Annotated in this window: 26 protein-coding genes; 5 read left to right on the top strand and 21 right to left on the bottom strand. The window is 46.0% G+C overall.

Annotated features, from left to right (window positions below):
• Window positions 1–8: 8 nt before the first annotated feature.
• The 3 genes from spoIIAB to UQ64_RS06295 form a co-directional block, all read right to left on the bottom strand.
• Window positions 9–464 (bottom strand): anti-sigma F factor, encoded by a 456-nt coding sequence (gene spoIIAB / locus UQ64_RS06305; RefSeq protein WP_042129726.1) that lies wholly within the window; start codon window positions 462–464, stop codon window positions 9–11.
• Window positions 461–814 (bottom strand): anti-sigma F factor antagonist, encoded by a 354-nt coding sequence (spoIIAA, locus tag UQ64_RS06300; protein ID WP_060622632.1) that lies wholly within the window; start codon window positions 812–814, stop codon window positions 461–463. Before spoIIAA ends, spoIIAB begins: the two co-directional genes overlap by 4 nt.
• Window positions 815–988: 174 nt before the next feature.
• Window positions 989–2,176 (bottom strand): D-alanyl-D-alanine carboxypeptidase family protein, encoded by a 1,188-nt coding sequence (locus UQ64_RS06295; protein WP_060623242.1) that lies wholly within the window; start codon window positions 2,174–2,176, stop codon window positions 989–991.
• 322 nt (window positions 2,177–2,498) lie between these two features.
• On the opposite strand from UQ64_RS06295, the gene UQ64_RS06290 reads away from it, so the two are divergent.
• On the top strand, window positions 2,499–3,512 hold the full coding sequence (locus UQ64_RS06290) for a serine hydrolase domain-containing protein (protein WP_060622631.1): 1,014 nt from the start codon (window positions 2,499–2,501) through the stop codon (window positions 3,510–3,512).
• Between the two features lie 110 nt (window positions 3,513–3,622).
• Here UQ64_RS06290 and UQ64_RS06285 read toward each other — a convergent pair whose 3' ends face one another.
• From UQ64_RS06285 to UQ64_RS06245, 9 genes are all read right to left on the bottom strand, one after another.
• Window positions 3,623–4,954 (bottom strand): pyrimidine-nucleoside phosphorylase, encoded by a 1,332-nt coding sequence (locus tag UQ64_RS06285; protein ID WP_060622630.1) that lies wholly within the window; start codon window positions 4,952–4,954, stop codon window positions 3,623–3,625.
• 161 nt (window positions 4,955–5,115) lie between these two features.
• Window positions 5,116–5,940 carry a purine-nucleoside phosphorylase gene (locus UQ64_RS06280; RefSeq protein ID WP_060622629.1) on the bottom strand — a complete coding sequence of 275 codons (825 nt, stop codon included), beginning with the start codon at window positions 5,938–5,940 and terminating at the stop codon, window positions 5,116–5,118.
• A gap of 45 nt (window positions 5,941–5,985) precedes the next feature.
• Window positions 5,986–7,164: a phosphopentomutase gene (deoB, locus tag UQ64_RS06275; protein WP_060622628.1), complete on the bottom strand. Its 1,179-nt coding sequence runs from the start codon at window positions 7,162–7,164 to the stop codon at window positions 5,986–5,988.
• A 227-nt stretch (window positions 7,165–7,391) separates the two neighbouring features.
• A complete protein-coding gene (gene xerD / locus UQ64_RS06270; RefSeq protein WP_060622627.1) occupies window positions 7,392–8,285 on the bottom strand; it encodes a site-specific tyrosine recombinase XerD in 894 nt (297 codons plus the stop codon).
• A gap of 159 nt (window positions 8,286–8,444) precedes the next feature.
• Window positions 8,445–8,678: a DUF4227 family protein gene (locus UQ64_RS06265; RefSeq protein ID WP_060622626.1), complete on the bottom strand. Its 234-nt coding sequence runs from the start codon at window positions 8,676–8,678 to the stop codon at window positions 8,445–8,447.
• A gap of 160 nt (window positions 8,679–8,838) precedes the next feature.
• Complete coding sequence (gene fur, locus UQ64_RS06260; RefSeq protein ID WP_042129744.1) at window positions 8,839–9,303, bottom strand: ferric iron uptake transcriptional regulator; 465 nt, start codon at window positions 9,301–9,303, stop codon at window positions 8,839–8,841.
• A gap of 89 nt (window positions 9,304–9,392) precedes the next feature.
• A complete protein-coding gene (spoIIM, locus tag UQ64_RS06255; RefSeq protein WP_060622625.1) occupies window positions 9,393–10,043 on the bottom strand; it encodes a stage II sporulation protein M in 651 nt (216 codons plus the stop codon).
• 82 nt (window positions 10,044–10,125) lie between these two features.
• Complete coding sequence (locus UQ64_RS06250; RefSeq protein ID WP_060622624.1) at window positions 10,126–11,325, bottom strand: endonuclease Q family protein; 1,200 nt, start codon at window positions 11,323–11,325, stop codon at window positions 10,126–10,128.
• A complete protein-coding gene (locus UQ64_RS06245) occupies window positions 11,316–11,888 on the bottom strand; it encodes an NUDIX hydrolase (RefSeq protein WP_060622623.1) in 573 nt (190 codons plus the stop codon). Before UQ64_RS06245 ends, UQ64_RS06250 begins: the two co-directional genes overlap by 10 nt.
• Window positions 11,889–11,965: 77 nt before the next feature.
• On the opposite strand from UQ64_RS06245, the gene UQ64_RS30695 reads away from it, so the two are divergent.
• Window positions 11,966–12,139, top strand: coding sequence for a hypothetical protein (locus tag UQ64_RS30695; protein ID WP_156417467.1), 174 nt, complete (start codon window positions 11,966–11,968; stop codon window positions 12,137–12,139).
• Between the two features lie 360 nt (window positions 12,140–12,499).
• On the opposite strand, the gene UQ64_RS06240 is transcribed toward UQ64_RS30695, so the two are convergent.
• On the bottom strand, window positions 12,500–13,627 hold the full coding sequence (locus UQ64_RS06240) for a tripeptidase T (protein ID WP_060622622.1): 1,128 nt from the start codon (window positions 13,625–13,627) through the stop codon (window positions 12,500–12,502).
• A gap of 94 nt (window positions 13,628–13,721) precedes the next feature.
• Here UQ64_RS06240 and prli42 point away from each other — a divergent pair, with 94 nt between their 5' ends.
• Window positions 13,722–13,823, top strand: a complete 102-nt coding sequence (gene prli42, locus UQ64_RS30690; protein ID WP_094872112.1) for a stressosome-associated protein Prli42 — start codon at window positions 13,722–13,724, stop codon at window positions 13,821–13,823.
• 72 nt (window positions 13,824–13,895) lie between these two features.
• On the opposite strand, the gene lipB is transcribed toward prli42, so the two are convergent.
• The 5 genes from lipB to lpdA all read right to left on the bottom strand — a co-directional run bounded on the left by lipB (window position 13,896) and on the right by lpdA (window position 19,704).
• Complete coding sequence (gene lipB / locus UQ64_RS06235) at window positions 13,896–14,615, bottom strand: lipoyl(octanoyl) transferase LipB (protein ID WP_060622621.1); 720 nt, start codon at window positions 14,613–14,615, stop codon at window positions 13,896–13,898.
• A 54-nt stretch (window positions 14,616–14,669) separates the two neighbouring features.
• The gene (locus tag UQ64_RS06230) at window positions 14,670–16,040 is read right to left on the bottom strand and encodes a dihydrolipoamide acetyltransferase family protein (RefSeq protein ID WP_060622620.1); all 1,371 of its coding nucleotides are present in this window, start codon (window positions 16,038–16,040) and stop codon (window positions 14,670–14,672) included.
• 90 nt (window positions 16,041–16,130) lie between these two features.
• Window positions 16,131–17,117 (bottom strand): alpha-ketoacid dehydrogenase subunit beta, encoded by a 987-nt coding sequence (locus UQ64_RS06225; RefSeq protein ID WP_060622619.1) that lies wholly within the window; start codon window positions 17,115–17,117, stop codon window positions 16,131–16,133.
• A gap of 3 nt (window positions 17,118–17,120) precedes the next feature.
• On the bottom strand, window positions 17,121–18,152 hold the full coding sequence (locus tag UQ64_RS06220; protein ID WP_042190387.1) for a thiamine pyrophosphate-dependent dehydrogenase E1 component subunit alpha: 1,032 nt from the start codon (window positions 18,150–18,152) through the stop codon (window positions 17,121–17,123).
• Window positions 18,153–18,282: 130 nt separating this feature from the next.
• Window positions 18,283–19,704: a dihydrolipoyl dehydrogenase gene (gene lpdA / locus UQ64_RS06215; RefSeq protein ID WP_060622618.1), complete on the bottom strand. Its 1,422-nt coding sequence runs from the start codon at window positions 19,702–19,704 to the stop codon at window positions 18,283–18,285.
• Between the two features lie 168 nt (window positions 19,705–19,872).
• Between lpdA and UQ64_RS06210 the strand changes: the two genes are divergently transcribed.
• A complete protein-coding gene (locus UQ64_RS06210) occupies window positions 19,873–20,178 on the top strand; it encodes a DUF2627 domain-containing protein (RefSeq protein ID WP_060622617.1) in 306 nt (101 codons plus the stop codon).
• Between the two features lie 208 nt (window positions 20,179–20,386).
• Here the strand turns inward: UQ64_RS06210 and UQ64_RS06205 are convergent, their stop codons facing one another.
• From UQ64_RS06205 to UQ64_RS06195, 3 genes are read right to left on the bottom strand one after another with little or no spacing between them, the layout of a single operon-like run.
• On the bottom strand, window positions 20,387–22,246 hold the full coding sequence (locus UQ64_RS06205) for an ABC transporter ATP-binding protein (RefSeq protein WP_060622616.1): 1,860 nt from the start codon (window positions 22,244–22,246) through the stop codon (window positions 20,387–20,389).
• Window positions 22,227–23,960 (bottom strand): ABC transporter ATP-binding protein, encoded by a 1,734-nt coding sequence (locus tag UQ64_RS06200; RefSeq protein WP_060622615.1) that lies wholly within the window; start codon window positions 23,958–23,960, stop codon window positions 22,227–22,229. Before UQ64_RS06200 ends, UQ64_RS06205 begins: the two co-directional genes overlap by 20 nt.
• Window positions 23,961–23,977: 17 nt before the next feature.
• Complete coding sequence (locus tag UQ64_RS06195; RefSeq protein WP_060622614.1) at window positions 23,978–24,187, bottom strand: hypothetical protein; 210 nt, start codon at window positions 24,185–24,187, stop codon at window positions 23,978–23,980.
• A 159-nt stretch (window positions 24,188–24,346) separates the two neighbouring features.
• Between UQ64_RS06195 and UQ64_RS06190 the strand changes: the two genes are divergently transcribed.
• Window positions 24,347–24,916 carry a thymidine kinase gene (locus UQ64_RS06190; protein ID WP_060622613.1) on the top strand — a complete coding sequence of 190 codons (570 nt, stop codon included), beginning with the start codon at window positions 24,347–24,349 and terminating at the stop codon, window positions 24,914–24,916.
• Window positions 24,917–25,000: the final 84 nt, after the last annotated feature.

Genomic DNA, 25,000 nt, shown 5'->3' with positions numbered 1-25,000 from the left:
TCCAACCCCTAATTGTATAAAGCTTTTTTCGAGACGATGGTTTTCTTCATTGAGATAGAAGTACCGTGTCCCGGTTCACTAGTGACTTCAAATTCATCCATGAAATTCTCCATAATAGTAAAGCCCATGCCCGACCGCTCCAGCTCTGGCTTAGAGGTATACAGCGGCTGTTGCGCCAGCTCCAAGTCCTCAATGCCCCGTCCTTGATCCTCAATGGTTAGATGTACCGTTTCGTTGTCCAGTGATGCCGAAATGGTCACAATACCTTCCGGATCACTATCATACCCATGAATAATACAGTTGGTGACCGCTTCCGACACGACTGTCTTCAGATCATTCAGCTCGTCCATCGTAGGATCAAGCCGGGAAACGAACGCCGCTACGACTACACGTGCGAACGATTCGTTCTCCGAGCGTGCAGCGAACTGCACATTCATGAAGTTACCAGCCTTACTATTTGTCATAACGCAACCTCCAAATCCGAGAGTGCAGTACTCTCGTCGTCATATAGGGGCATGATTTTGAACAGGCCTGACATTTCCAGCAGCCGCTTCACAGGTGCCGTTGCATCACACACAACCATTTTTCCACCTTTACTGTGGATCAGTTTATACCTTCCCAGAATCACGCCTAGGCCTGAACTGTCCATAAACTGCAGATGCTTAAGACTAAGAACCAAATGCGACACCTGACCACGCATAATCGCTTCATCCAGATCCATTCTTACAAAATCGGCTGCGTGATGATCCAGCTCCCCTGATAATCGGACAATCAACACACCCCTGTGATGCTCCATCTCCACATGAGAATTCATGTTTGCCACTCTCCTCTTCGTTGCTTTGAAAACTGACCTTGAAAGACAGTACCTATTCCCTTCAGGACAAGGTTTTCTACGCGGCAAATCAGGAATCCTGCCTCACGACAAAACTAGAAGAAAACCCCTATGAATCTACAGAGTACATGGGGGTAATCTACAAAAAAACTGTTTTTAATCTACGCCGAACATCGAGCCAGTTGTGCGCTTAAAGAGCTTCCACCAGCCTGCTTTCGGCACAGCTTCCCCTGCTTTTAATTCATATTCCTTTATCACTTGGGTTCCTTGGTACACAACCAGCTTGCCCACAGATTGACCTTCAGCCACTGGAGCCTTCACGCTTTCCGGCAATACTAGTTCGTGGCGAATGCCTTCTTGAGCCACACCTTTTTTCAAAAGAACACTGTAAGTCTCTTTCGCCGTTATCGGCAGCTCGGATTTTACACCCTTTTCAATCTTCAGGGTGCCAATAGCATCCCCTTCTTTGTGGATCGTGTGTACTTTATACTGCGAGAACAGGTAATCGAACATGCCAGACACTTCACTATTGCGTGTCTTCGTGTTCGGCTCGCCTAGCACAACAGCGACAGCACGTAATCCATCTCTTGCTGCTGTAGCGGACAGACAGAATTTAGCCTCAGCTGTATACCCTGTCTTCAGTCCATCAGCGCCAGTGTAGAAACGCACCAGCTTGTTCGTGTTCACCAACCAGAACGGTTTGGTTGAATCCTTACGTAAGTAATCCTGATAGGAACCGGTATATTTGATAATTTGATCATGCTTCAAAAGTTCCCGACTGATGACCGCAATATCGTAAGCTGAGGAATAGTGATTGGCGGCTGGAAGACCGTTGCAATTGGCAAAATGGGTATCTTTTAGACCCAGCTCCTCTGCACGTTTATTCATCAGATCGACAAAAGCACTCTCCGAACCAGCTATTTTCTCTGCCATCGCCACAGATGCATCATTACCGGAGGCCATAGCGATGCCTTTCAGCATCTCGTCCACCGTCATTTCTTCACCAGGCTCCAGGAAAATTTGCGATCCGCCCATCGATGCGGCATATTCACTCGTGCGCACCTTGTCCGTCAGTTGCAGCCTTCCTTCATCCAGCGCTTCCACCGTAAGCAGCATCGTCATAATCTTCGTAATACTTGCGGGAGGCAGCTTATCATGGCTGTTCTTTTCATAAATAATAGTGCCGGTGCCTGCATCCATCAAAATCGCGGAACGCGCACCAGGCGCAAGATCTACAGCGGCAGTATTACTGCCAGTATCCTTGCTTTTTTCCTCAGCATAAGCACCTGACACCGGCCCTAGAACCGACACAACGATACAGAGCACAAGCACAGCAAAACGCATTTTTCTCACAATGGTTCCCCTCCTGAACGTTAACCTTCATATCACAGGTACTGTGTTTCAGTTTCGTCAGAAAGGGTGAAAATTATTCCATTATTAAGCAAATAACCACAATTATTTATCACAAGAAGTAAAGAAGTTATCAATTAAAAAAAGCCCAGCAGCAGTTGCAGAGCATTTTTATTATAGGGGAGATTAAATATTATTTCAAATTTTAAGTATTTCCATTTTTTTCGTATTCGCTCAAGCCCTTTTAAAGGAAAATGAAAGGTTTTAACGAATGCTATTTAAGAACCTAACTTGCTATAGAGGAGTGTATATACAGATGAATCACCTTGCGGATTGTATTGAAGCAGAAGCTAAACAGAATAATTTCTCTGGTGTCGTACAGGTAAAACAACATGGTAAAGAAATCACCAGCAGCTGTTACGGTTATGCCAATAAATCGGATAAGCGCGAAAACAATGTTCATACTCGGTTCGGGATTGCTTCCGGATGTAAAATCTTTACGGCCATTGCCGTCTGCCAACTTGTCCAACAGGGATTGATTTCTTTCGAAAGTAGACTATTAGATTATCTGCAAAAGGTAGATTTCCCTCTCTTTAGTCCTGAGATCACCGTACATCAGCTGCTCACGCACAGTTCTGGTATTCCAGACTATTTTGATGAGACAATCATGGATGATTTCGAAGAACTGTGGAAAGCACAGCCTATGTACACTTTACGGCATCTTGAAGACTTTGTATCGATGTTCCGAAACCTCCCCATGATGTGGACCCCTGGCGAACGTTTCCACTACAACAATGCGGGCTATATCGTGCTAGGCCTTCTGGTGGAGGAATTGAGCGGAATGTCCTTTTCCGATTATGTGGAGCTTCACATCTTTAAGCCTTGCGGGATGGAGCAATCCGGTTATTTTACATTAGATGCCCTACCTGCCAACTGTGCACTTGGATACATAGAGGAAGAGAACGGCAGCTGGAGAACCAACATCTATTCAATCCCGGTAAAAGGAGGCGCTGATGGTGGAGCATTTGTAACCGCTCCCGACATGCAGCTATTCTGGAACGGACTAATGAACCATACACTATTGAGTCCAGCACTCACATCATTGTTGCTTACTCCCCACATGCATGTGGATGGTGAAGGATATTATGGTTATGGTGTATGGATCAGCCTCCGAGAAGGAGAAGTGTTGAAGTTCCACATTATGGGCTACGATCCCGGTGTTTCCTTCCGATCGGCTATTTATCCGGCTAGTGGTGAGACTGTAGTAGTAATGAGTAATACAAGTAACGGGGCTTCCCAGATTTTTAAAAAAATCGATAATCTTTTGTAAATGTTACGCGAAGGAATAAAAACGCAGAGCAGCGATCGTCCCGTACTGGGAGATCGCTGCTCTGATGTCTGTTTGCGGCCTTCATCATGACAATAATTATATTACCTTGGCTAGTACCGTGTTACCCCATCCTTCGTAACAAGTGCGAATACCAGTGGTAACGGAGGAACCGATTCAGAAGTAATACGGTAAGCTTCCAGCACCTTGCCCTCAGCTTCCTCTACTTTCTTATCACTGGCATCATTGATATGCAATACTGCAAGTGTATCCCCAATCTCTACAGCATCTCCAACTTTTTTAGAGAGTTGAATACCTACAGCCAAATCTATTACAGATTCCTTAGTTTCACGTCCTGCACCAAGCAGCATAGCAGCAATGCCGATTTCTTCTGCTTGAATCCCCTCAATGAAACCCTTAGTTTTCGCTTTCACTTCAATGAATCGTTTGGCAGCAGGGAGTTTCTCCGGATCATCGATTTGCGAAACATCTCCACCTTGTGCACTCACGATCTGTTTGAATTTCTCCAGCGCTGTGCCATCTTCAATATGTGTCATAAGAATCGAGCGGGCCTCTGCTTCGTCCTTGGCTTTGCCACCAAGTACAAGCATCTGGCTACCCAGAATAAGACAGACCTCCTGCAGATCCTTCGGTCCGTGACCCTTTAAGGTCTCGATTCCTTCCTTGATCTCGAGCGCATTGCCAATTCCGTATCCGAGTGGTTGATCCATGTCGCTGATGATAGCGACTGTGTTGCGACCCAGATGTGTGCCGATGTCAACCATGGCTTGAGCAAGCGCAATAGAATCATCAAGCGTCTTCATAAAAGCACCGCTGCCGGTTTTGACATCCAGCACAATGGCGTCTGCACCTGCTGCAATCTTCTTGCTCATCACTGAGCTTGCGATAAGAGGGATGGATTCAACAGTTGCGGTTACATCCCGAAGAGCATACAGCTTTTTGTCTGCGGGTGTAATGTTGCCCGACTGGCCGATCACGGCAGCTCCGATTTCCCCTACTTGGTCAAAGAAACGCTCACGAGCCATCTCGATAGAGAAACCGCTGATTGACTCCAGCTTATCGAGCGTGCCTCCAGTGTGCCCAAGTCCGCGGCCGGACATCTTCGCTACCGGTACTCCAGCAGAAGCTACCAACGGTGCCAGTACTACGGTTGTTTTATCGCCCACTCCACCTGTGGAGTGCTTATCAACCTTAATGCCTGCGATTGGGCTCAGATCCACTTGATCACCGGACATCGCCATTTCCATCGTTAGATCACCGGTCTCCCGTGCGTTCATACCTTGAAAATAAACTGCCATGGCCCAAGCGGAAAGTTGATAATCAGGAACTTCACCTTTACTATAGCCCTGAATTAGAAAAGAAATTTCCTCACGACTCAGCTCTCCACCATCTCTTTTTTTCTGAATAATATCGACAGCTCTCATCTTACACCTGCCATTCACGGACATTTGCGCGAGCAAGTCCGATATATTTTGGTTTAGTCAAATTAACTACCTTCACTACCTGATCATGCGTCAATGGCTTAAGTTTAATCACTTGTGTCATAGATATGACCTCCCAGTAATTCAAAATACAGTACCCGAAATTACATTTGCGGTATAAAGCCTAAGACCAGCTTCAGGAAACGCTCACGCACACGTTCTGCAGTTTCCATCACCTCTTCATGATTAAGAGGTTGATCCAGGATTCCCGCAGCCATGTTAGTAATACAGGAGATGCCCAATACCTCGATACCCGCGTGACGGGCAACAATGGTCTCCGATACAGTTGACATGCCCACAGCGTCGGCGCCAAGCGTACGAAGCATTACGATTTCAGCAGGCGTTTCGTAGCAAGGTCCCAGCAGACCTGCATATACGCCTTCTTTGAACTCGAAATTCTGCTGAGCTGCCGTTTCCTTCGCTACCTGGATCAGGCGGCGACTGTAGGCAGTCGACATATCCGGGAAGCGCACACCAAGTGCAGGATCATTTGGTCCTATTAAAGGATTCCGTCCAGTCATATTAAGATGATCTGTAAGAAGCATAAGGTCGCCTGGCTTGAAATCTGTGTTCACTCCACCAGCAGCATTTGTTACTAGTAAACTGGCTATGCCAAGCTCTTTCATAACCCGTACAGGGAATGCCGTTACCTCCGGTCCATAACCTTCATACATATGAAAGCGGCCCTTCATCATCACTACACGGCGCCCTTCGATCATACCAATCAACAGCTCGCCCTCATGTCCTTCTACAGTAGACATAGGAAAGTGAGGAATCTCATCATATGGAATGCTTACTCCATCGGTAATAAGGTCTGCCAGCACACCGAGGCCGGAACCAAGGATCAATCCAATTTCCGGAGCCACCGGACATTTATCTTTTATATAAATGGCTGCTTCTTGAATTTCTTTTTGAGTTAACGTGCTCATGGACGATCCTCCTTCATTGATGTTGTGGAGCAACCCACAATCCTTTTATTTCAGTTTCGCTAAAAAGCTTGTCCCATACTGCGGCGCCTTCGCACCAAAGTTATCAGCGATGGTTGCTGCTACATCAGAGAAGGTTTCACGAATGCCCAAACTTTCTGGATGTTTAAACCGTGGGCTATAGATTAAGAGCGGCACATATTCACGGGTATGGTCAGTTCCGCTATGGATCGGATCGTTACCATGGTCTGCAGAAATAATCAATAGATCATCTTCACCGAGCGTAGATAGAATTTCAGGCAGCGCCTGATCGAACACTTCCAGTGCACGGCCGTATCCTTCTGGATCACGGCGATGTCCATATAAAGAATCAAAATCCACCAGATTCGTAAACAGGAAACCGTCAAACGGTTGACGAAGCTGCTCAATAGTAACTTCGATTCCATGTTCATTGCTCTTCGTTGGATAAGAAGCCGTAACCCCTTCTCCTGTAAAGATATCGTTGATCTTACCAACCGCGATAACATCCTTACCGATATCAGCCAGCGCGTTCATTACCGTTGGTTCTGGCGGCTTCACAGCATAGTCATGCCGGTTTGGCGTCCGAACGAAATTCCCTGGCTCGCCAACATATGGACGAGCAATCACGCGACCAACCGAGAATTCTGGAGCCATCGTCAGCTCACGGGCTATTTTACAAGCGCTGTACAGCTCTTCGAGTGGAATGATATCTTCATGTGCTGCAAGCTGGAACACACTGTCCGCTGAGGTATAGACAATCCAAGCTCCGGTCTTCATCTGCTCTTCGCCATATTCAACTAGAATTTCCGTACCGGAAGCCGGTTTATTTCCGATCACCTTACGCCCAGTTGCCGCTTCGAACTTTTCAATCAATTCTGCCGGAAAACCGTCAGGGTACGTATTAAAAGGAACCTCAATCTTCAACCCCATTAGCTCCCAATGTCCGGTCATCGTATCCTTGCCTACAGATACTTCCTGCATTTTGCCGTAGTATCCTGTTGGAGAAGCTACAGGCTCTAACGGCGGCAGCGGAGCAATATTAGCTAACCCGAGCTTCTGGAGATTAGGAAGCTTCAAACCAGGAACACGATCCAATATATGACCAAGCGTATGCGACCCAGCATCACCGAAATTCGCAGCATCTGGTGCTTCACCGATACCAACACTATCTAGAACAATAAAACCAATTCGTTTAAATGAGGACATTGTTGTCTTCACTCCTTCTTTAATATAGATATACTTTCGTACCAACAAGAAGAAACGGCTGTACCGTCTTCCAGAAGACATACGCTTCCGAAGCTAGCGATACAATGTACCGCATATAAGGTATCCGTTTCTGCTAAAAGATAACCTGCGGATCATTCCCCAGTCTATCCTTTCAGTATGATTCCATCATAACCATCTTACTCACAAAAAGCATCTTTGAAGCAGAATTAACGAGCTCTAGGATGGTGGCTCTCATATACTTCCTTCATATTCTTACGGGCTATACCGTTATAAATCTGAGTCGTCGAAATATCGGCATGGCCCAGCATTTGTTGTACGGAACGTAAATCTGCTCCACCTTCCAGTAAATGGGCTGCAAAGGAATGCCTAAGCGTATGCGGAGTAATATCCTGCTCAATGTTTGCTTCCCGCGCATATTTTTTTATGATTTTCCAAAAGCCTTGCCGGGTTAATCTCCCACCCAGACTATTCAGGAACATGGCTTGTTCCTCCTGATGATCACGAATCAGCTTGTCCCGCATAAGTGAAGTGTAAGCCGCTACACTCTCTGCAGCAATGGTCCCAATGGGAACCACCCGTTCCTTGCCTGAAGTTCCTGTACAGCGTGCAAATTTCATATCCGTATGCACATCATCCACGTTGAGTGAGATTAATTCAGAGACCTTAATGCCTGTTGCATAGAGCAATTCCAGCATAGCCCTATCACGCATCCCTTGTGGGGTACTTACATCCGGTGCTGCCAATAACTGCTCAATTTCCGAAATGGTAAGCACCATAGGAGGTTTCTTATCAGGCTTCAGGGTCTCCATGTCCAGTGTTGGATCCTGCTCAATCAAACGTTCCTTCAGCAAATAATGAAAAAAAGCACGGAGGGACACTGCATTCCTGTTCAACGTTGCAGTTGCTCGTCCAGCTCCGCGTAAAGAGCCAAGATATAACATCACATGAGATCTTCGGATCTCCTCAGGCTGCTTTGCCCCCCGTTCTTCAGCGAACTCCAGAAACTGCGATACATCCCTACCGTAAGATTCCAGTGTATTCGGGGACAAGCCTTTATCTCCAGACAAATAATGTAAAAAAGGCTGCAAGTGTGACTTCATTATTTCACGCTCCTGTCCTGGCGCAGCTACTCATAGTGACTTCCTGCAGCACATTCAGCATGAGGGTTCTGCAGATGTGTACATTTAGTATACGCTGCATGAATCCACCTTAGCTTTCTTCGACATTCTTCTTGCCTGTTCCTGCTTTCCACGAAGCTTTCATTCTCCGTACCAGTAATAGAAGCGCAAGCGCTGTCTTGTATCCAGACCATCATCACCACGATCGGCATGATCAAATGCCCGAACAGCGGTGCCTTCAGGAATTCCATAATTCTCTATCGGACTAATCCATTCACCAAGCCAGCTCATAGCACTGTAGAGCAAATAGCTTAGAGCCACAAACATGATCATAAAATACAGCTTGCGAACTGTTTTGGGCACAGAAATGATCATATGGACGCCTCCCTCTAACATACAGTTAAGATCTGCTCGTCCTTCACCTTATGCACCAAAAGGGACTGATATGTATATCTCCAATAGACCAATCATTAAAAAGCTCCCTCCGGTAAAAAACCGGAGAGAGCTTATGAAGTGAATTTCATTATAAGATGACTTAGGACGGATTTCCGTTTGAATTATTCTTATCGCTACACCGATAGCATATCCCATGAAAATCAAGTCTATGATCAAGCACTGTGAAATTAAATTCTTTCTCCAGTCGCTCTTCTAGCGGACCTAGCCAATCCTCACGGATCTCATCCATACTACCGCATTGCACACAAATTAAATGATGATGATGGTGCTTCGCAGTATCTGTTCGCAGATCATAACGGGCGACACCGTCACCGAAGTTAATCTTTTCTACGACATGAAGCTCGCTAAGAAGTTCCAGGGTACGATATACAGTCGCAAGACCGATCTCGGGAGCTTTCTCTTTCACAAGCATAAAAACATCTTCTGCACTAAGATGATCTTCCTCATTCTCCAGCAGCACTCTTAAGGTCGCTTCCCGTTGGGGTGTAAGCTTGTATCCTTGGGATTGTAACTGTTGCTTAATTTTGTCTATCCGGGCTTCCATTGTCTCCCTCCCCCTTGGAAAATTACCTCACCGGTCTTCAAACCACTTCTTCCATTATAGGGGGTGTCGCTTTGAGAAGTCAAACGCTTTTACTGCAAGCCCAAGGTCGTCACTGCTTGTACAAGTGAGGGCGTAACCCAGCGCATCATGATGGGCGTAACATAGGTCTCAAAACTAGAAATGCCCAGAATCAACAGAGCCATCACAAGTGACAATATGGTGTACATAGTAAACGGGCGAATCACTGGTGTCCGTCGTTGACCTAATACTCGGCTACGAATCATCTGCAAGGAAAAGGCGATCGCCGCTGCACTGCTTACTAACAACACAGGAATCAGTACCAAATTATGTGGAGCCACAGAGACAAGTGCGAACAGCATCCCGTGCCATGAATATTGGCTTACTAGACACCCGACCGTAAAGCCGATCAATACTCCTTTAAGAAAATCAAGAATCAAGATTCCCGGCAACCCAATGACTGATAATCCAAGGATCCAGATCAGCCCAATCCATTTTAGGTTTAAAGCTGCTATACTCCAATACGAATCAGGTGCTGCTGGTAGACCCTGCTGATCAACCGTTACAAAGAAATTCCCCAGATAATCGCCCAACTCCTGTTGCTGATCCATCGTAAGCGCACTAACGATAAGAGCCCCAAATACAACACCTACCAGAAATAATACGCCGACAAAAATATACAGAGGCGTCTGTTCCTTCATCATCAGCCTTAAATTACGCATCGAGACGTTCCCCTTTCCGGTTACATGTTACACCATATGAGAAAACGCCCCGTGATATGACTTGTCCTTAGTACAAAAAACTCTACTTTCCAGGTTGTACGACTTTACCGTATGTTCCCCCACCGCCTGCTGATAGTTCCAATATACCTGAGCGAGCCTGAACGATCATAGATGCCAAATCCACTCCTACTACGCTAGCAATTTCCGCTTCACCACAACCATGCAAAATGTTCATCTCAGTGCCAAAAGCTTGCAGCAAAGCGTTCATTTTAGCCTTCCCAAGACCCGGTATAAATTCAAGTGGAACCTGATAGTGATAGGGTGGACGGTTTGCGGGTACAACAGGTGTCTGGCGGTCAGCGATATCAAGGATCCGGTCGAATACGCCCCTCACCAATTTAAGACTGCCACAATATTGACAACGTTCCGATGTGACATAAGCTTCGTCAATAATACTGCCACAGCCCCCGCAATAGCTCCGGTGGTATTTGCCAAGCCGAGGATTAAGTCCGAAATTAGCACTTACCTTCCGTCCATCTTTACGTTCCAGTGCGAGCCGCAGTTCAGCGAACGAAGGTCGTGCCAGCTCCATCACATTATATTCGCGCCCTAACTTACCCAGTGAATGCGCATCTGAGTTGGTTAGAAACGTGAAATTATCCAGTTCAGTGAGATATCCAGCCATTTCGGAATCTGCACTCAGCCCAAGCTCAACAGCAGCTATGCGGTCCAGATCAAAGATGTCCGCCATACGCTCTGCAGCACAGCCGTACAAGCCCTTGTGAGGCGTGAAAATATGTGCGGGGATAAGAATGCCTCCCCGCCCGTAAATCTCATCCTGAAGCTCCCTAGCCGGAGCATACAGGCGCTGAGAACTAAGGTTCACATTGCGCATATGGCGACTCATCCAAGCACTGAAGTCTATCATACGCTCCACGTCGGGCATGAAGGCGAGTACGTGACATTCTTTTCGCTCAGGCTCACGGATTTCAATCTCCGCACCTAGGATGATCGTAGTCCCCCGATAAGCTATCCCTCCACCTTCAGCTAACGTCATCTCTCCAGATTCCAAGGAACGTTGAATGTCACGCAGTACGCCAGGTGAGTGACTATCAATAATCCCAATCATCTCTAGACCTTTACGCTCTGCAGCTTCTTTGGCGATTCCAGCAAAGGTGAGCTCGCGGCTGCCGCTGATTTTGACCGCTTGTCCTTCCGATGTTCGTCCAATATGAACATGCAAATCGCAATAGAAGCTTTTCAGTTCAGGAGTTAGTTCCATTGGCCTGTCAGCGTGTATAAATGCCAAGCGTACACCGCCATCATCGTCTTCGCGTCCGCAATGCGTCCGTCAGCTATATATTGATAGGCTTCCTCCAAGGTAAGCTCTGAAACCTCTAAGAATTCGTCCTCGTCCAGTGACATGTCCCCCGGTTGAGCGTTAGTAGTCACATACAAATGTATAATCTCATCGGCGAAGCCGGGAGAAGTATAGAAGGATTTAAGTAATTTCAGATCTCCACTATGAAATCCAGTCTCTTCCTGTAGCTCACGACCAGCCGCAACTAAAGGATCTTCGCCTTTATCCAGCTTTCCAGCCGGAATCTCCACCTCTGTGCGTTGCATGGGCTGACGGTATTGCTCCACAACGAGCATTTTGTTGTTGTTCAGAGCAAGCACTGCTACGGCGCCGGGATGCTTCACGACTTCACGTGTCGCGGTATTACCATCGGGCAGTCTTACTGTGTCCACTTGCAAAGAGATGATTTTCCCATAAAATATAGGCTGTGTAGACAGCGTTACTTCGTCAAGCTCTGGCTTGCTGTGTAAATGTTGGTCTCCCATAAAATTTCTGGTCTCCTTTATCTCTGTTCTGCATACGGTGTATTATAGCAAACTTAAAGGGAAAGAAGGAATTTCAGATGAATGAAATCTTCAGCCGTACAAGCTCATCCGCAGTCACAATGGTAGGAAAACCGGAGGAAATCAAGGCCATTTTAAGTAGGTGGATAGAGCAGTATGGACGCGATATGCCTCTCACATACATTCTCTCCCTAAAGGATCAATCCAAGATCATTCCAACCAAAGCAGGATAAATTCATTGTTCCCCTTAGGATTTAATCATACATGCGCATCCGAATATAGGGGTGCCCTATAAGCCTAGAGATGGCTGCTGGGGCACCTCGGACTTCGTTTGAATAGATCGCGATTGCACTTACGAAATACCAATTGGATATATTGGACCTTAAACCCAGTTTTATCCTCATTTTGATAAGCTAGCGGACCTCATAGGCACTATTGGCGAGGATAACTAGATGCCCAGTATCAAAAATGCAGAGCAGCGATTCTCCAGTTTCGGGAGGATCGCTGCTCTGCTGTCTTTTTCAACCATAGGACTGCCGCATTCATCGAATAATCAACTATTTGAACAACCCAAAATATAAGAGAGGTTACAGTTAGCCCTTTACGCTCTCTTTAACAATATTCACTACAAGCTCAGCCACTTTAACAATGTCCTCAGCTTTAATTCGTTCCTTAGTAGTATGGATATGCTCGTAACCTACAGCGAGATTAACGGTCGGAACATCTAGACCATTAAAAACGTTAGCGTCACTTCCTCCACCAGAGTGGAACAGTCGCGGTGTAAGTCCCATAGAAGTGATAGCCCGTTGTGCAAGCTGTACCACTGGATCATTTTCATTAAAGCTGAAAGCTGGATAAATAATTTCACTGCGGAATTCGCATTCTGCACCGTATTCGCGGACAGTGGTCTCCAGTGCTTCACGCATCGAAGCGATTTGATTGCCAACCTTTTCCTGCACGATACTACGTGCTTCTGCATCCAATTGAACGTGATCGCACACCACATTCGTAGGACCACCACCAGCGAATTTACCGATATTTGCAGTCGTTTCGTTATCGATTCGACCAAGCTTCATCGCAGCAATCGCTTTGCTGGCTACTTGAATCGCACTGATGCCGTCTTCTGGATTAACACCTGCATGAGCAGATTTTCCGAAGATTTGCATCGTAATTTTAGCTTGTGTAGGTGCCGCAACTGCGATCGCTCCGACTTCACCATTGGAATCGAGTGCAAAACCGAAGTCTGCATCCAAATTGCTCGGATCCATCGAACGTGCACCTAGCAATCCAGATTCTTCACCCGCAGTAATTACGAACTGAATCTGACCATGTGGCAATTTTTGCTCTTGAATCACTCTAATCGCTTCAAACAGTGCAGCTAATCCAGCTTTGTCATCTGCTCCAAGGATTGTAGTGCCGTCACTTGTAATCCATCCATCCGCGCCAAGCGAAGGCTTGATATTTTGTCCGGGAACAACCGTATCCATGTGGCATGTGAACAGTAGCTTTGGTGCAGCTCCACCATTCTCAGCCGGCCAGGTAATGAACAGATTACCCGCTCCATGTCCAGTTCTTTCTTGGGAATCATCTTCGGTAACTTCTAATCCCAGAGCGTTAAATTTGCTCTTGAGCACATCGGCAATTTGCCGTTCATTTCTTGTTTCACTATCAACTTGGACAAGTTCCATAAATTCTTGAATCAATCTGTCTTGTGAAATCACTGGACTTCCCTCTCTTTCGTGAATACGTTACAATGGTTGTACAGAAAGACCATCTACATGCTATTAACTTAAACTAAATCTAAAGGAGTTACTCATGCAACGTAATAAGTGGTTCAAAATCTTCATCTACGTCATGTTGTTCGCCATGATTGCCTCTACGCTCTTTATGGTTATCGAGCCTTTCCTTGCAGGTTAATATCTACACAAGGAACATTGATAATAGCGGCTAGGGATTCCCTTGCCGCTATTTGGCTTGCCTGTTTGTTCACTAATCAGCTTTAGCCATAGTGTCGAAGAACTCATCCTGCTCTTCATATGGAAAGTGTCTTAGGAAATACGGGACCAATTCTTTGGCCACATCTTGAAGTTCAAAATGACGGCCTGCACACTCTTCTAAGGAAGTCACTCCATATTCGGTGATACCACATGGAATAATTCCTTGAAAGCCATGTCCAGATATCCCTTCTGTAATGTTAAAAGCAAAGCCATGGCTGGTAACGAATCCTCTTCGGAATTTGCTTTTGTTAAATTTGACGCCAATGGCACAGATCTTCTCGTCGCCAACCCATACCCCTGTGTACTCCGGCTTCCGTTCCCCTACAATTCCGTAGGAGGCCAAATAATCAATAATCACTGCCTCCAGACTGCGCAAGTATCCGTGTAAATCTACCTTACCCTCTTCACCGAGCATAAGGATCGGATAACCTACAAGCTGACCCGGCCCATGATATGTAATATCTCCTCCCCGGTCGATTTCAAACAGCGCGATTCCTTTTTCTTTGAGCTGCTCTTGATCTAGAAGAAGATGTTCGGGATGATTCTGTGAACCAATTGTATAGGTAGGGGGATGCTGCAAAAGAATCAGTCGTTCCGGTTGCTCACCAGCATCAATGGCGTGCACACTTTCCTTTTGCAGATCCCAAGCCTTTCCATACTCCATAATGGGGTCATATGAAATCTGCAGCTTACGAATATCCGAATTATTCATACCGTCAGGTCCCCTTTTTCAGTCTCATGCCTGCACAGTTTAGCTCGTCATTATTTAGTAGAGTTTCGTATCCGGAGTATATCCTTCAATATTATCCTTGACGCGTTGCAAGAAACGACCGCAAATCACTCCATCCAGAATCCGATGATCCAGTGACAGACAAATATTAGCCATTGATCGCACACCTATCATATCGTTAATGACCACAGGTCTTTTCACAATCGATTCAAACGTTAAAATCGCTGCCTGCGGATAGTTAATGATTGGATAAGAAAGAATGGAGCCAAATGAGCCGGTATTATTTACAGTGAAAGTCCCGCCCTGCAAATCTTCCAGACTCAGTTTGCCTTCGCGGGTTTTTTGGGCCAATTCATCAATCTCACGAGCTAACCCGGCGACGTTTTTCTGATCAGCCTTCTTAATCACAGGAGTGATAACCGAATCTTCTGTACCTACCGCTAACGAGATATTGATATCACGTTTGACAATGATTTTGTCTACAGCCCAAACAGAGTTCATAATCGGGTAATCCTTAATCGCACTTACAACGGCCTTCATCATAAAAGCCAGATAGGTTAGATTGATACCTTCTTTACGTTTAAACTCTTCCTTATGTTTATTGCGCAGTGCGACCAGATTAGTCACGTCTACCTCAATCATGGTCCAAGCATGCGGAATCTCCGAGACACTTTGGCGCATTCTTGTAGCAATTGTATTCCGGATTGGCGTTACATCAATCAGGTATTCAGAACTGCTGCCTCGGCCACGCTCTACTTCAATTGTTGGGATACGCGGCGATTCGCTCAGATGTAGACCAGAATGACGAAGAGGCTCTTCCGCTTTCTTCTCTTCTGCTTGAACGAACTGTGGTACAGGCGGTTGTGACACAGCTGGGGCAGGCTGACGAGCAGCAGTCGAAGCTGCGGAAGTAGCTCCACCACCTTCGAGGAAGGTTAGCACATCTTTACGAGTAATCCGGCCACCCATACCAGTACCAGTAACTAAAGTTAGATCGATGTTATGCTCAGCCGCCAAAGTCTGTACCGCGGGAGAATATCGTGCACGCATCGAATCGCTAGCAGTTAAAGCAGCCTTTTGTCCTGAAACATCGTTAGAGGAATTAGAAGTAGCTGTGCTAGTGTTAGTCACATTTGCAGCAGCAGATCCAGTTACGGGCACTGCAATTCGACAAATGACTTCGCCGACATTGACAACCTGACCTTCTTCTGCCAATAGCTCTCCCATAACTCCATCTATAGTTGAAGGTAATTCAGCGTTTACTTTATCTGTAATAAGCTCACATAATGGTTCATATTGCTCTACCGGATCGCCCGGTTTCTTCAGCCATTTGCCGATCGTTGCCGATACTAGCGATTCCGCCAGCTGCGGCATGATCACGTCAGTCAACTTTTGGTTGTCAGACATCTTTTCACTCCTTAAAAGTTTTACGAAGTAAAACTCACTTCGTAAGCTTAATCTTTAAGTTTTACGAAGCTTCGCGTCCACTCAACTATTTTAATATTGCGCCAGTCGAAGCATTTCCGCCTTCACTTTTTCTTTGCTAAGCATGAAGAACTTCTCCATTGGTGGGCTAATTGGCATAGCCGGGACATCGGGACCACATAGACGGAAGATCGGCGCGTCTAGTTCGAACAAACAATGCTCAGCGATAATCGCCGCCACTTCACCGCCAATACCACCCGTTTTATTGTCCTCATGCACAATCAGAACCTTCCCTGTCTGACGAGCAGCAGCTATGATCGCATCCCGATCAAGAGGCTGCAAGGTCCGCAGATCCAGAATATGAGCGGTAATGCCTTCTTCGCGCTCTAATTCTTCTGCTGCTTGCATCGCAAAATGCAATGGCAAACTGTAACCAATAACCGTAATATCTGTTCCCTGACGCAGCAGATTGGCTTCGCCAATAGGAACCGTGTAATCGCCTTCTGGCACTTCTTCCTTGATCAGCTTGTAGCACTTCTTATTCTCGAAGAATAGAACCGGATCAGGATCACGGACGGCTGCCTTCAATAGCCCTTTAGCATCGTAAGCAGAGTAAGGTGCGACAATCTTCAATCCTGGTGTACCGAAGAAAATCGATTCCGGACACTGGGAATGGTACAGACCGCCGAATACACCGCCGCCGATAGGCGCACGTATGACAACCGGACAGTTCCAATCGTTATTTGAACGATAGCGGATCTTGGCCGCTTCGCTAATGATTTGATTCGTTGCGGGAAGCATAAAATCAGAGTACTGCATTTCAGCAATGGGCTTCATCCCATACATGGCTGCACCAATTGCCACACCAGCTATAGCTGATTCCGCTAACGGTGTATCCAGTACACGCTCTTCCCCAAACTGTTCTTGCAGACCTTTAGTTGTGGTAAATACGCCGCCTTTTAGACCCACGTCCTCACCAAGCACGAACACGGATTTATCGCGTTCCATTTCTTCCTTCATCGCGAGCCGAATGGCATCGATATATTCCATTATAGCCATGGTTTATGCTCCTCCTTTCAAGTCGGAATCACTGTATACATGCAGCAGTGTATCTTCCGGTTTCGGGAACGGAGCGTTGTCAGCATATTCGATAGCCGCTTTAAGCTCAAGATTGCACTCAGCAATAAGATCTTGTTCTTGCTCGTCACTCCAAAGTCCCAGACCAATCAGGTAATTTCGGAATCCTGCTACGCCGTCCTTCTTCCAGTTCTCATCAACCTCTTCTTTGGTTCGATAAGCCAAATCATTATCCGAGGTGGAGTGTGGAGACAAACGGTACATCATAGCTTCGATTAGCGTAGGGCCTTCCCCCGCAAGCGCTCTTTCCCGAGCTTCCTTAACGACACGATAAACTTCCAGCGGATCATTGCCATCTACACGCACACCTGGAAATCCATAACCCAGGGCACGGTCGCTGACCTTCCCGCCAAGCTGTTTGTGAGCAGGAATAGAGATGGCGTACTGATTATTCTGACACATAATAATAACCGGTAGCTTATTCACTCCGGCAAAGTTACAAGCTTCATGAAAATCGCCTTGGTTGCTGGAGCCTTCCCCAAAGGTTACAAATGAGACGAATTTCTTCTTCTGCATTTTGGCTGCCAAAGCAAAACCAACTGCATGAGGGACCTGCGTGGTTACAGGACTTGAGCCTGTCACAATACGCAGACGCTTACTACCAAAGTGACCTGGCATTTGCCGCCCACCGCTGTTTGGATCTTCTGCCTTTGCGAACACAGACAGCATCAATTCACGAGTGGTCATACCTACAGAGAGTACGAAAGCATAATCACGGTAATAAGGTAAAAAATAATCATTCTGCCGGTCCAGCGCAAATGCTGCTGCCACCTGACCCGCCTCCTGGCCAATGCCGGAGACATGAAAGTTAATCTTGCCAGCGCGCTGAAGCAGCAGACTGCGCTCGTCGTATTTACGTGCGAGCAGCATATATCTGTACATATCGATGACCTGGCCGTCACTTAGTCCAAGCTGCTTATGTCTGTTAATCGTTTCTACAGTATCTTGGGATTCCATAAAGAGATACCTCCTTATTCATAAAGCCTGAGTCTTACAGGATTTAAGACCAATTGTATCCTGATCTTAAAACCTGGTACTAAGACTTGGCTTGCGTTTATTATAATCCCTTTCCACCCAAAAAGAAAAGCTAAATCCCGATAGATCTTCTATCTACAGCTAACATTGCTTCTCCAATGATCTCCGAAAGTGTAGGGTGAGCATGAATAGCCTCGCCAACCTCCCAAGGTGTTGCATCCAGCAGTTGAGCCAACGCAGCTTCCCCGATAAGATCCGTAACATGCGGGCCTATCATCTGCACACCGAGAATATCTCCGCTGCTTCGGTCCGCTACAACTTTAACAAACCCGTCCTTCTGGCCGTATACAATCGCCTTACCAATGGCCGAGAAAGGGAATTTACCAGTCACTACATCATGTCCCAATGCTTTAGCTTCCTTCTCAGTGTGACCCACACTCGCCACTTCAGGACGTGTATAGACACAACGCGGTACAAGATGTGTGTGATAAGGATGGAGTTTCTCACCGGAGAGATGATTAACCGCCATAATGCCTTCATGGCTGGCTGCATGAGCTAATTGTAGCCCACCGATACAGTCGCCAATCGCATAAATATGTGGCTCAGCCGTCTGCATACTAGCATTTACAGCGATAATTCCTTTATCAAAACGAATATCTGTATTTTCCAGACCAATATTCTCAATATTCGCTACTCTACCTACGGATACAAGCAGCTTTTCTGCGGATAAACTTTGGGTTTGCTCTCCCTTACGGGCATCAATCGAAATTCCATTCTCCGTTATCTTACAGGTTGCAGCATCCACTATAGTTTCAGTCAGTACTTTAACACCACGTTTTTTCAATAAGCGTTGCAGTTCTTTAGCTACCTCTTCATCCTCTTGCGGCAGTAACTGACCTGCAGCTTCAACTACTGTAACTTGCACTCCGAAATCAACCAGCATAGAAGCCCATTCCACCCCAATTACTCCGCCTCCAACAATAATAATAGAAGAGGGTAACTCGTCGAGCGTGAGTGCTTCATCACTGCTAAGAATAATTTTCCCGTCTGGTTCCAGACCAGGTAATACACGCGGACGAGATCCTGTAGCAATAATAAGATGGTTAGAGACTACTGTTTCCATTTCACCGTCTTCTAGTTCTACAGCTACAGCACCGCTACGCGGGGAAAAAATAGAGGGACCCGTTACGCGCCCCTTGCCTTTTAGAACTTGTATTTTATTTTTGCGCATCAAATATTGTACGCCCTGATGAAGTTGTTCAACTACCGCTTCCTTGCGCTTTTGTACTTTTGGGAATACAAGCTGTACACCACTTGTCTCAATGCCGTAGCTTTCGCTCTCATTGATTTCAGCATATACTTCTGCGCTTCGGAGCAACGATTTGCTAGGAATGCAGCCACGGTGCAGGCAGGTTCCTCCCAGTTTGTCCATTTCGATGACGACGACGTACTTTCCAAGCTGTGCAGCGCGAATGGCTGCCACATATCCCCCGGTTCCTCCGCCAAGAATGGCCACGTCACATGAAATTGTCATGATATGTATCCTCCAGTTCATTACACGTAAGTTCATTTTACATTGTATATTGTACTCTCTTTTTAGAGTATTACAAAACTTATAAACGTCATATCCAAATGGACTTTTTCTTACTAAAGCGTTATCATATGGTTGAATCTAATGGGCTAAGAGGGGTAGGAGACACTTATGAAACTGTTAATTTCACGCTTCATTGCCATCCTTATTCTTGTGTTTCCCGGTTTAATAGCAATGAAGGGCTTCTTAATGATGAAGGACGACATTTTTGATTATATCTCTATGCATGGCGATGACTCCGTTGTTCCAGATTTCGCTTGGCTGCATTTCGGTGGAGGGTTTCTACTCTTTGCTGCAGGTATGACTTTCCTTGGCGGCTGGATTCTAACTAGAGATCGCAAACGTAATTATGTTGGCCCTCGGTTTAAGGAGAAACAAAAAGCGAAACAAGCAGCAGCGCAAGAAACGATCTCCTAAGCAGCAAAATCCCCCTCATTGTACTTTGTACAATAGAATTCATCTCATAGAAGGTTAAATCGAAATCTATTGCACACTATGCAATCAAACCATTCGACGACTCACTTCATAATACATGATGAGAGACTCACACAAAAACAATAAAGGCGAGAGATTTCACAGAGGCAACTTGTGCTTCCTTGAAAACTCTCGCCTTTTTATGCACAGCTTAAAGCCCGGCTTTCTCAAGCGCTTCTTTACGGCCGCCCTGCACCAACTCGCTGTACAAGCCACCTTGCTTCAACAACTCCTCATGGGAGCCCTGCTGCAGTAATCTGCCCCCTTGAAGAACAAGAATTCGATCAGCTGCGCGAATGGTACCCAGTCTATGGGCAATTACGAAGCTAGTCCGTCCCTTCATCAACGCCTGAAGTCCCTCCTGAATCTTGATTTCAGTCACGGTATCGATACTGCTAGTGGCTTCATCAAGGACAAGCATAGAAGGGTTGGCAAGAATAGCTCTTGCAATGGATAGCAATTGCTTCTGACCTTGGCTTATGCCGCTACCATCTGCTGAGAGCATTCGATCATAACCCTCCGGCATTCGGATAATAAAAGAATGAGCGTTAGCCAGCTTGGCCGCCGCTTCAACCTCTTCATCGGAAGCATCCAGCCTCCCGTAACGAATATTTTCCCGGATGCTGCCCTTGAACAAGAAGGAATCCTGTAATACAAACGCCATATGACTCCTCAGGCTTTCACGCCGAATCGAAGTGACATCAATGCCATCCAGCGTAATTTTACCCTTATTAGGATCATAGAAACGGGATAACAGCCCTATTAGTGTTGTTTTGCCGGCACCCGTAGGTCCCACCAAAGCGATCATCTCGCCAGGCTTCGCTTCAAAGCTAATATTGTGCAGCGTGTTAGAACCTCCATCGTATGAAAAGGATACATTTTCGAACCTCACTGCACCCTCAACTTTAACTAGCGAAGTAGCTGCACCTTCATCTTTAGCTTCCGTCTCTTCGTCCAGCACTTCAAACACTCTTTCGGCTCCCGCAACCGCTGACAGTAGCGTATTCCATTGATTCGCTAAGTCATTAAGAGGGCGAGTAAATTGACGCGTGTATTCTACAAATACGATAATCACACCGACCGTAATCGCTCCCCGAATCGCTAGCAAACCGCCAACTCCAGCCACAATAGCAAAGCTCAAATTATTAAGTCCATTCATTAGCTTAGGAATGAAGCCAGAAATGGACTGTGCCCAATATCCAGAGAGCATAATTCGCTCGTTGCGTTCATGAAAACCAGTGATGACCCGTTCCTCTTGTGAAAAAGCCTTGATAATCCGTTGACCAGACAACGTCTCTTCTATATAACCGTTTAACTCACCCACATTACGTTGACGTTCCTTAAAAAGCGGACCCGTACGACGAGTAATCCAGCGCATGCCAAATAACATCAAAGGGACAACCAGGAACGTGAGAAGCGTAAGAAGAGGACTGAGCCACAGCATTACTCCCACCGTTCCGAGCAACGTCAAAACACTGGAAAAGATCTGAATGGCTGAGCTATTCAGCGTAGAGCTAACGTTCTCAATATCATTGGTAAGACGACTCATAATTTCGCCCTGCTGTCTGCGGTTAAAAAATGAGATTGGCAACCGATGTAGATGGGAAAATAACTCCGTCCGCATCCGAAATACAGTCTCCTGAGCGATTTCGATCATCCATATATTTTGCAACCAAGAAGTTAAAGAATAGAAGAGGTATACACTAGCTAGGCTAACCAGAAAAATCGTCCACGATCGTCCGCCAGTGCCTTCCAGATAATCATCCACGGCTTTACCAATCATATAAGGTCCGAGCAGCGCTAAAGCCGAGCTGAAGACTACCATTAACAGAACGAGAAAAAGCTTAGCTTTACGCTCGGCAAGGTAGCTCCAAATCCGCATGAGCGTTCCGCCCCAATCCTTCGCCTTTGCTTTTGGCTTCCCTCCAGCAGCTGAACCAAGGCTTCTTCCTGCTCCAAGCTCAATGACGGGTTTTGGGTGACGAAAGGGTTCAAGAATTGCTTTGAACATGCTGCTTCGCCTCCTCTACCTGTGATTCATAAATCTTGCGGTACAGCGTAGAGCTTGTCATAAGCTCCTCATGTGTTCCCTTACCGATTAAACGCCCTTCGTCCAACAGCAGAATCAAATCGGCAGATGCAGTGGAACTGATCTTCTGAGTAATCAGGAAGGTTGTACATTGAATCTCTTTTAGCGCCTCCAGTAAAAGTCCTTCTGTCACAGCATCAAGCGCACTCGTACTGTCATCGAGGATCAAAATAGCAGGTTTCCTCACAAGCGCCCGAGCAATGGTCAACCGCTGCTTTTGCCCACCAGACAGATTTACCCCTCGCTGACCAAGCATCGTGTTATAACCATTGGGCAGATCCGTCACTGTTCCGTGAATTTGAGCAGCAGCCGCTGCGTGTTCGATTTGTTCCTGGGTAGCATGTTCATTGCCCCAAGCGATATTATCGCGAATCGATCCGCTGAAGAGCTGTACTTCTTGTGGAACGTAACCAATCGATCGCCGCAACTTTGAAATATCGATATCTGTACTCTTTTCTCCATCTATGCGAATGATACCGTCTGTCTCTTCATATAAACGTGGAATTAGACCGACAAGTGAAGACTTTCCTGATCCGGTGGCTCCCATAATCGCTACTCGCTCACCAGCAGCAACTTCAAAAGTAATATCCTCTAGCACCGAAATATCACTCTCAGGATACTTGAAGCTGATGCCTTCAAATTGAACATGTCCCTGTATAGGCTCGCCTGTAGCAACCTCACCTTTAAGAGATCCTTCAGTTGCTGACATCACTTCTGTAATACGCTGTGAGGAGGCGCGTGCCCGAGAAATTGTAACTACTAATCCAGATATAGCTGATAACGCTCCAATGGTTCGTAAAGAGTAATTAATAACCGCAACGGTTTCTCCTAAGGTAGCATCCCCGTTTGCAATCTCAATCCGTCCAAACCATAGAATCAACATAATTGCTGCATTCACAATAAGCATAACAAATGGCATCGTTGTCTCTGTCAAACGAAGCGCAGATATCGTAGATTTCATCAAATTCCCGCTAAATACCGTGAAACGTCCAATCTCATGCCCCATACGCACGAACACACGAATTAAGCGAATTCCCGTAAGATTCTCCTGAATTACACCATTCACACCGTCTAGCCTATTTTGTACGTTACGAAATAACAAAGAAGCCTTTCTCATGATAAAGTAAAGGAAGAGAAGCAACAAAGGAAGAGATACAGTGAGAAATAATCCCAGCTTCACATGAACGACCAATGCCATAATCACACTGCCTACCACAACCAGTGGCACCCGTGTCATAAAGCGAAGGCTCATAAAGATCGTGTCCTGCAGCTGCGATACATCGCCGGTCAGTCGCGTGATGAGCGACGAGGTAGCAAATCGATTGAATACTTCATATGTAAAGGACTGTACCTTCTCATATAACTTATCTCTGAGATCGAACGCAAAACTCTGACTGGCATGAGCAGCAAAAAAGGAACTTAGTACCCCGGCTATAAACGCGACTACCGCGCTGCCGACCAGTACACCGCCCCATAGCCATACTACAGAGGCATTCTGTTCTTTAATGCCTTGGTCAATAATTTTGGAAATTAGCAAGGGCTGAGACAATTCCACTGCTAGTTCAATAAACATCATCACTAGGGCAGCTATTGCAGCGACCTTATATTTTTTGAGAAAAGAGAAAATCAAACCCATTGGCATACCCTCTTTTTCTATTCGTACAGTGCATCCCTTAAACGAGTCGACATCGTGGAGGCCTGCCCAGTTTTCATTATCGCCCGCCGCAGCGCTTTATTGCTTCGATTCATTTCCACCAAATCTGCCATCATCTCTTCCAGCAAAGTCTCAGCCTCGATAGACAGATTTCCATTCTGCTGAATCAGGGCTAACCGTTCCTTGTATTCGTCTATTTTTTCAGTCACACTTATTACTTCCTTTCCAATCACTTGATTCCCTTTATCATACCACATTCAATTCTAGCGCAATGTTTTCACTGGATACAGCTGACACGAATATGATACTCTAATTAAGGTCGCATTTTTAACATTAGATTATTGGCTTATACGAAAGGATAGATGGAAGTGGCACAATTGTTTTTCAAATACGGAGCAATGAACAGCGGTAAATCTATTGAGATACTCAAGGTTGCGCATAATTATGAAGAGCAAGGGAAATCGGTGCTCATTTTCACTCCATCCATAGACGATCGGGACGAAGTTGGCTTTATCTCCTCCCGTATTGGGCTGCGGAAACAGGCCATACCCGTCGAAGAGAATACCGATATTTATAATATCGTCAGCAGTAACCAGCCTAAGCCCCACTGTGTACTCATTGATGAATGTCAATTTCTAAGCAAGGACTGCATTCTACAGCTTGTACGAATTGTGGATGAACTGGGGATTCCCGTTATGGCGTTTGGACTTAAAAATGATTTTCAGAACCAGCTATTTGAAGGTAGCAAGTACATGCTGATTTACGCTGATAAAATCGAGGAAATGAAGACCATTTGCTGGTTCTGCGAGCGTAAAGCAACGATGGCTCTAAGAGTAGAAAATGGTAAGCCTGTATACAGCGGCAAGCAAATCCAAATTGGCGGCAATGAAGCCTACTATCCAGTGTGCCGTAAATGTCACAAGAATCCTCCATTGTAAAATATCCCCACAAAGTGAGGCTTTGCTTCGATGCTTACTCAGGTACTTTGCGGGGGGCCCAAAATATATACCTTTAGCTAAAAA

The sequence above is a fragment of the Paenibacillus etheri genome, from assembly GCF_001012825.1.
Lineage (GTDB): Bacteria > Bacillota > Bacilli > Paenibacillales > Paenibacillaceae > Paenibacillus_AQ > Paenibacillus_AQ etheri.
The sequence above is the reverse complement of the archived record's forward strand: the minus strand, read 5'-3'. Positions and strand labels throughout refer to the sequence as shown.